This is a genomic window from Acutalibacter sp. 1XD8-36, assembly GCF_009917525.1.
GTDB lineage: Bacteria > Bacillota > Clostridia > Oscillospirales > Acutalibacteraceae > Acutalibacter.
This window is the reverse complement of sequence record NZ_QZDU01000028.1, coordinates 1-6,382: the sequence shown is the minus strand read 5'-3', so window position 1 is coordinate 6,382 and position 6,382 is coordinate 1. Positions and strand designations below refer to the sequence as shown.

Below are 6,382 nucleotides of genomic sequence, written 5' to 3'. Positions count from 1 at the left end.
GGGACAGGAGAGGGGCTGGGCGTTACATCCGGGCTGGGGGAGGGCGTGGGAGGCTGGGGATTCTCACTGCCGCCGTTTGCCAACAGTTCCTGGCTGCTGTAGAAGATCTGCGCCACCTGCGCCCTGGTGGCTGTGCCGCTGGCATCCAGTCTGCCGCCGCTGCCGTTGATGATCTTGTGGGTAACGGCCCATTCCATAGCATACTTAGCATAGCCGGACACCTTGTTCCCATCCGGGAACTGCTCCAGTAGGCCAGCCCGGACCGTCAGGTCGCAGTTTGTGAACTTGGCATAGTTGTAAAGGATAACCGCCATCTGCTCCCGTGTCACGCTCTTGTCGGGGCTGAATTTACCGCCCCCCGTGCCGTTCACAATGCCGTTCTGCGCGGCCCACTCTACATGGGGTGCGTACCATACCCCGGCTTTCACATCGCTGAAACTGCTTGTGGGATAGTCCTTCGGGTCAATCTTGGCTTTGTTCCCCAACACCGTCACGAACATTCCTCTGGTCATAGCGCCATTGGGGGAAAAGGTAGTGGCAGACGTACCATTGAACAGCTTTTCACCTACCGCATAGTCTACGGCTGTGTAGTACCAAGCCCCCGGTTTCACGTCCGTGAACTTCTCTGCTGCGGCAGAGGCATTGACGGTCAACAGGCTCATTCCCATGAGTAACGCTAACAGCGTTGCAATCCATCTCTTTTTCATCTTAGTTTTCCTCCCCATTTTCTCCCGGCATTGGTATGTCGTGGTTTTCTATAAACTCATCCAGGGCTTTTTGCATGACCTGTGCCAAAGTGGTATCGTGGGCCAGGGCATAGACCGTCAATGCCTCTTGGACAACCGGGCTAAAGCGAAGCGTATACATCCCGGTAAACGGCTTTGTAGGCTCCTTGCCGGTTTCCGCACAGGCAGTGAGGTAATCGTCTACCGCCCGGTGGAAACTCTCCTTGATTCCCGCCACGGTCTGCGCTGTGAATATGGGTATTTGTTTCATTCCCAATATCCGCCCAATCAGGCTGTCTTTCAGGTTGGAGTAGGAAACCTGACAGAGATAGTTTTTGTACTGGAGTGTGTTTGTGGGTTTCATTATGAGTATCCCTCCTTCTCTACCCATAGTATAACACACCCTCTTGCAGATTGCAACACCTTTTTAGTTACGTTTTCAAATTCTTTTCAGTTCCACTTTCGCTCTCTCGGATTAGTGGAGAGCAGCTTATATAGCCGGGTATCAGCCGGGACGGTACTGATAAAGGGAATCATGGCCCCGCCGATCTTCATAAGGCCGTGTCCCGGCTGGGTGTTGGTGAAGTAGGTCCGCTGGTTTTCTGTAATCTTGTACAGCTCGGAGAGCTGCTGGGCGTTGGAGGGGGACTGGTTGAGCATGACCACAAAATCCGTGTTGGAGAGCATGGCCCGCCCGGATTCGCTGGCAAGCACTTCCTCGCAGTTTTGGGTAGCGCCGGTGCAGTAGCCGTTGTACTTGCGGATTCTGCGCCAGAGGTTGGAGAAAAACTTGCCGGTGTCCTCGTCCTGGAACAGCAGGGCGAACTCGTCCGCATACACAAAGGTAATCTTCCCGGCCTTGTAGTTACGCATGACCCGGCCCAGCAGGTGGTCCAGGGTGATGATGGTGCCAATGGGTTTCATCTGGTCCCGCAGGCCGCTCAAGCTGTAGCAAATCAGGCTGTTGCCGGTGTCAATGTTAGTAGACTTAGAGAACGTATTCAGCGCACCGTCCACAAAGCGCTCTAAGGAGAGGGCCAGTTCCCCGGCACGGGGATTATCCATCTTCTGGAGAGCGGCCCGGAAGTCCCCCAGCAGCGGCGGCAGAAACCTGCCCTTTGATTTCAGGAAGTCCTTGTAAACAGTTCTTACTGCTCTATCTATAAGGGATTTTGTCTGTGCGTCCAGCCCGTCCCCCTCGCTGACTTTCTCACAGAAAGTGGTAATGAACTCGGTCTTATAGGCCAGGGGGTTCCGCTCGTCCATGTCCAGCTCCAAATCAAAGGGATTGATGCTGTCCTGGCCCACATGATACACCTCGCCGCCCAGCTCTGTGACTACCTTTCCATACTCCTGCTCAGGGTCCAAAAGCAGGAAGTCGGCCTTGTCCGGGGGATATTTCAGCCGCAGGGACACCAGCTCATTCTTGCAGAAGAAGGACTTGCCGCCTCCGGTCATGCCCAGCACAAAGCCGTTGCCGCTGCTCTTAGCCAGCCGGTCAACCACCACCAAATTTCTTGTGACTGCGTTCTGCCCGTAGAGTACCCCGGATGAATCGCAAATCTCCTGGGCCGAAAAGGGCACGAACGCTGCCAGGGTTTCGGTGGTGAGGCTGCGGTCCATGGAGATACGGTCCAGGCCGTAGGGCAGGACCGTGTTGAGCGCGTCAAGCTGCTGCTCGGTGCAGATATTGAACTCGCAGTTTTTGCCTCTGGTGACATTGCGGATAAGCTCCGTGTCGGAATCAAGCTGCTCCAGGGAATCCGCCATATGCGCCAGGGTGACGGTAGCCACCACCAGCCCCAAGTCCTTCTGGATGATGTCGTTAAGGCTGTCTGTAATAGCGTCCCTGTCCTTGCGGAAGTTGTACGGCTCCGGGGGCGCGATCTGCATCCGCTGGAGCTGCTTTTGCTGAAAGCGCATGGAGTTGGCCTCCAGGGAATCCAGCTTTTGGGTGTAGTATTTCACGGCTTCCTCGGTGGGCACAGGCAGGAAGTTCACGGAAATAATCATCTCTGTATCGAGATTGATAAGCTCCTTGACCGTATCATCGTAAATCCAGCTGGCGTACTCGGTCATTGCCAGCACACAGACGTAGCGGCTCCCGATTTTGAAGTAGTCCGGCGCTGGGAGGAAGCTCATGGGGGCAATGCTGTCCTTAAAGCTGTGCCTTTTGCGCCGCTTGTCCTCAAAGTCGAAGTGCCAGTAATTTTCATCCCCGGGGCGGTAAAAGTCGTGGAGGATGCGTAGACGGTCCGACAGGTCAACTGGGGCCAGCTTGGAGCCCATGTTGGCAAAACCCAGGGCCAGTTCTGTGCCCACTCTGTCAAAGTGTATCCCGGCCTCTTTGGGCGTGGACTTGCTGACAGAGGCGGTAAAGTACCGCTCCTGAATAATGCCGGTGCCCCGCCCGGCCTGGCTTTCCAGAATCCCATTCATTTCCCCGCGCAGCTCGTCCAGGCCGTCCCCGGCAGTCTGGTATTGCAGCCGTTCCAGCAGCTCCCGGTTGATGTGCCGGTTGATAATGGTGATCTGGGACATCTCACCGGGGGTGCAGCCCTTAGCCAGCGCCCGCATATCCCGGATAATGCCCTCCTTCTCCGATTGACCGGCTATCTGGTAGTTGATGTCAGAGAAGCGGTAGGTCCTGGAATAGATGCTGCCATTGGAGAGGAACATCCCATCCGGGTACACGGTGTCCACGGGAATCAAATCCTGGGTGGAGCGGGGACGCTTGAAGTAGTTTTTCTCCCGGTGCCGGGCTTTCATCTTCTTTTCGCTTTGCAACATTCTTGTGTATCACTCTCCTTTTCTTACTCAAAATGTGTACAACAAAAGGCGCTCCGTCTGGGAGCGCCTTTTCCGTTTCCTGATGAACTGATAGACTTATTGGCGAGTGAGCTTCTCTACTTCGGATAGGTCAAGCCCAGTCAAACCGCTGATTTCCTCCGGCGAAAGGCCGTGGGAAAGCATACGCTGCGCCACTTCCTTAACACCCTCCTTACGGCCTTCCTCCCGTCCCGCTTTCCGCTCATCCAGCATCTTCATCGCCATGGTCATATACTCCACTTCCCTTCCGCTGTTTTTCTTGATGTTGCTGATAGCCGTCTCGATCTGCGCCAGGTAGGAGGAATGGGACACGTCAAAGGACTCCCCCTTGTAACCTGCCCGAACGTAGCGCAGAAAGCTCAGAATCTCATGGTTGGCGTTCTCTACTGTAAAGTCTGCGTTGAGAATGAACACATGGGAGCCGTCCTCATACAGAACCCGGGGAGCGCCCTTTATGTGGCTCTCCCGCTCATATACCGCCAGCCCAGCCTTATAGTAATCCTGGGCGCAGATAAAGATGACGTAGCTCTCGCTCAGGTCCTCATAGTCCGCGCTGATTTCCAAAGAGTGCCGGTCTATGCCGCTCTGATAGTATCGTACCCGTTTCTCCAAAGCGCTGTGCAGGGACGCTTGAATCTCCACGTCATATTTGGTGTTGTGCTCATCCTTAAGGTACACATCCAGACGGATTCCATGGGCGTCATACTCGTCCTTGAGGTCCTTCTGCTTGTCAATATAAACGACCTCTGCAATAGACTTGCCCAGCAGTGCCTCCAAAAACGGTTTGACGTTTTCCGGCTGGCGCATAACTTCTGAAAACATGAAATCGTCCACGATGCTCAAATCCTTGAACGGCTTGATTGCCATGGGAACCGCCCCCTTTTACTTATATTATACGTTTTTCCCGGCAGGTTTGCAAGCCTAATTCTTGCCAACTTTCGTATGCGCGAGGGCTTTCAGCGGATTCTCCGGCCTAAAAAACAGGGGCCTGTTCAGCACCAGCCGGGAACGGATGAACACCCCTATCATGCGCTCAAATGGCATACCATGCCAGCGCACGAAGCCAAAGGCCCCAAAGGGCGCAGCCGCCGCCACGCAGAGCCAGCTCACGGCCTCCATGCTCATCCTGCGGTTACAGAGCATATATACTCCCAGCGCTGCCGCCAGCGCGGAGAAAATAAGCTGCCGGAGGGTCATACCAAAGTAGACCACCTCCCTATACTCCCGCACATCCTGATTGGATTTTATCTGCATACTTTTTGCCATTGCCATCACGTCCTTTCTACATCCCGAAAATACGGTGGGTCACTTGGTCGGCCCCCTTGATGATACCCAGCAGCAGGAGCATATTGAAAATCAGGCTGTACATATAGGCCATTTCTTCTGCCGCATCCCCAATCCACTGGAAAATGCCCAGCCCTGATAGGTCTATGACCGGGGACTGGCAGTAGGCCGAGAACACGATAAGGGCCAGCCCAATGGTAAGGCCCTCCAAGCTCACCCCGGCAAAGGACTTGAGGAAATTCTGCCCAATGGAGTGGGTGGATTCCGAGCCAAAGGTAGCCAGGGGGATGGGGGATAGTGCCGCGAATAAATATATCTTAAAAAATCTCCCGATTACGGTCAGCAGCAGGGTCACGGAAAGCACTACCGCCACGATAAAGCCAATCAGCCCCAGTAGGAGCGAGGGAATTTGTGATAGTGGGTTGACAACCGCCATAATGGTGGAGATAATTTTGAGGATGCCGGTATCGTCAAAGTTGGGGGCCGTAACGCCTGCCCACATATTCCCGTCCGTCAGGCCGCTGGTGGTGAACACCTTGGTAATGAGCGCTCCGGCAATCATGAAAATCCCATTGACCAGCCGCCACGCCACCGCTATACTGTACTTTGTCAGAATAAACCGGACAAACAGCTTAAAGACGTGCTCCGGGCGTTTCAGCTCCACATAGGAACCGGCGGTGCGTACCACGTTCCAAAGGGTCAGAATCACCAGCAGGGCGTAGGAGAACGCCTGCAAGCCGTTGTTGATGTTCTCCATAGCCAGCGCCACGTTGGGTGCAAAGGCAGTCAGGTCCTGGGTCAGGAAGTTGTAGCTTGTTTCTGTGGCAAAGCTGAACAGGTCCAGTATGGATTGTATAAACATAGGCTATTTCTGGATGGCAGTCAGGATTTCCGGCGAGAAGAAGATAATGATTGCTCCGGCGATACACATCAGCCCTTGGATGCGCTGGCTGGGGTCATGGCCGGAGAAAGACATTCCCACCTGCAAAATGCCGTAGATACAGAGAATACCGCCAATCACCTTGACCAGCCCGGTAATCAGCTCGTTGAGGTTGGTGAGCATGGTATCCACCTCTGTTACCCCGGTGATGAGGGGACGGATGGTGAGTGCGTCCGCACCTGCGGCCTGGGCCGGGATAAGGTTGCAGCTCATAAGCACCAAAACGGCGGCAATCACTGCCAGCAGCTTTCTCATTTTCAGAAAGATTTTCCTTGTTTTCTGATTCATGGAATCATTCCTTTCGTTAAAAAATGGCAGGAGCGGCACATCTGTACCGCTCCTACTTGGATTCATTATCGTCAATAAAGGTAAACCACACAGGCTTGGCCTCCGGCAAAGCCATGGCCTGCTCCTGGGTCAAGTCCATCACAGGCTCAAAGCTGGCGGCAATATGGGTCAGCTCATTGTGGACATAGGGCGCGGCCCAGCCATAGGTGGTTTCCTTAATGTGCGGGTGGCGCTTGAAGTCAAACTTTCCGTCCAGGATGGGCCGCTCCCCGCGCACGAACAGTAAAGCCAGCTTATTATCCAGCATACGAATCTC

General features: G+C 54.4%; 7 protein-coding genes and 1 pseudogene. All 8 read right to left on the bottom strand.

All coding sequences use genetic code 11. The annotated features are described in order from the left end of the window. Positions 1–707 (bottom strand): S-layer homology domain-containing protein (locus D5270_RS16165; protein WP_166545054.1); only part of this gene is annotated, 707 nt, incomplete at its 3' end. A gap of 1 nt (position 708) precedes the next feature. Next, a complete protein-coding gene (locus D5270_RS16160) occupies positions 709–1,089 on the bottom strand; it encodes a type II toxin-antitoxin system HicB family antitoxin (protein ID WP_166545053.1) in 381 nt (126 codons plus the stop codon). Positions 1,090–1,175: 86 nt separating this feature from the next. After that, positions 1,176–3,515 (bottom strand): VirB4-like conjugal transfer ATPase, CD1110 family, encoded by a 2,340-nt coding sequence (locus tag D5270_RS16155; RefSeq protein WP_166545052.1) that lies wholly within the window; start codon positions 3,513–3,515, stop codon positions 1,176–1,178. A 96-nt stretch (positions 3,516–3,611) separates the two neighbouring features. Beyond that, complete coding sequence (locus D5270_RS16150) at positions 3,612–4,421, bottom strand: Rpn family recombination-promoting nuclease/putative transposase (protein ID WP_166545051.1); 810 nt, start codon at positions 4,419–4,421, stop codon at positions 3,612–3,614. A 54-nt stretch (positions 4,422–4,475) separates the two neighbouring features. Further along, on the bottom strand, positions 4,476–4,820 hold the full coding sequence (locus D5270_RS16145) for a PrgI family protein (protein WP_166545050.1): 345 nt from the start codon (positions 4,818–4,820) through the stop codon (positions 4,476–4,478). Between the two features lie 16 nt (positions 4,821–4,836). Continuing rightward, positions 4,837–5,700: a hypothetical protein gene (locus tag D5270_RS16140; RefSeq protein WP_166545049.1), complete on the bottom strand. Its 864-nt coding sequence runs from the start codon at positions 5,698–5,700 to the stop codon at positions 4,837–4,839. A 3-nt stretch (positions 5,701–5,703) separates the two neighbouring features. Further along, positions 5,704–6,066 (bottom strand): TrbC/VirB2 family protein, encoded by a 363-nt coding sequence (locus D5270_RS16135; RefSeq protein WP_166545048.1) that lies wholly within the window; start codon positions 6,064–6,066, stop codon positions 5,704–5,706. 52 nt (positions 6,067–6,118) lie between these two features. Next, positions 6,119–6,382, bottom strand: a pseudogene (locus tag D5270_RS16130) (VirD4-like conjugal transfer protein, CD1115 family); the annotation flags it as partial.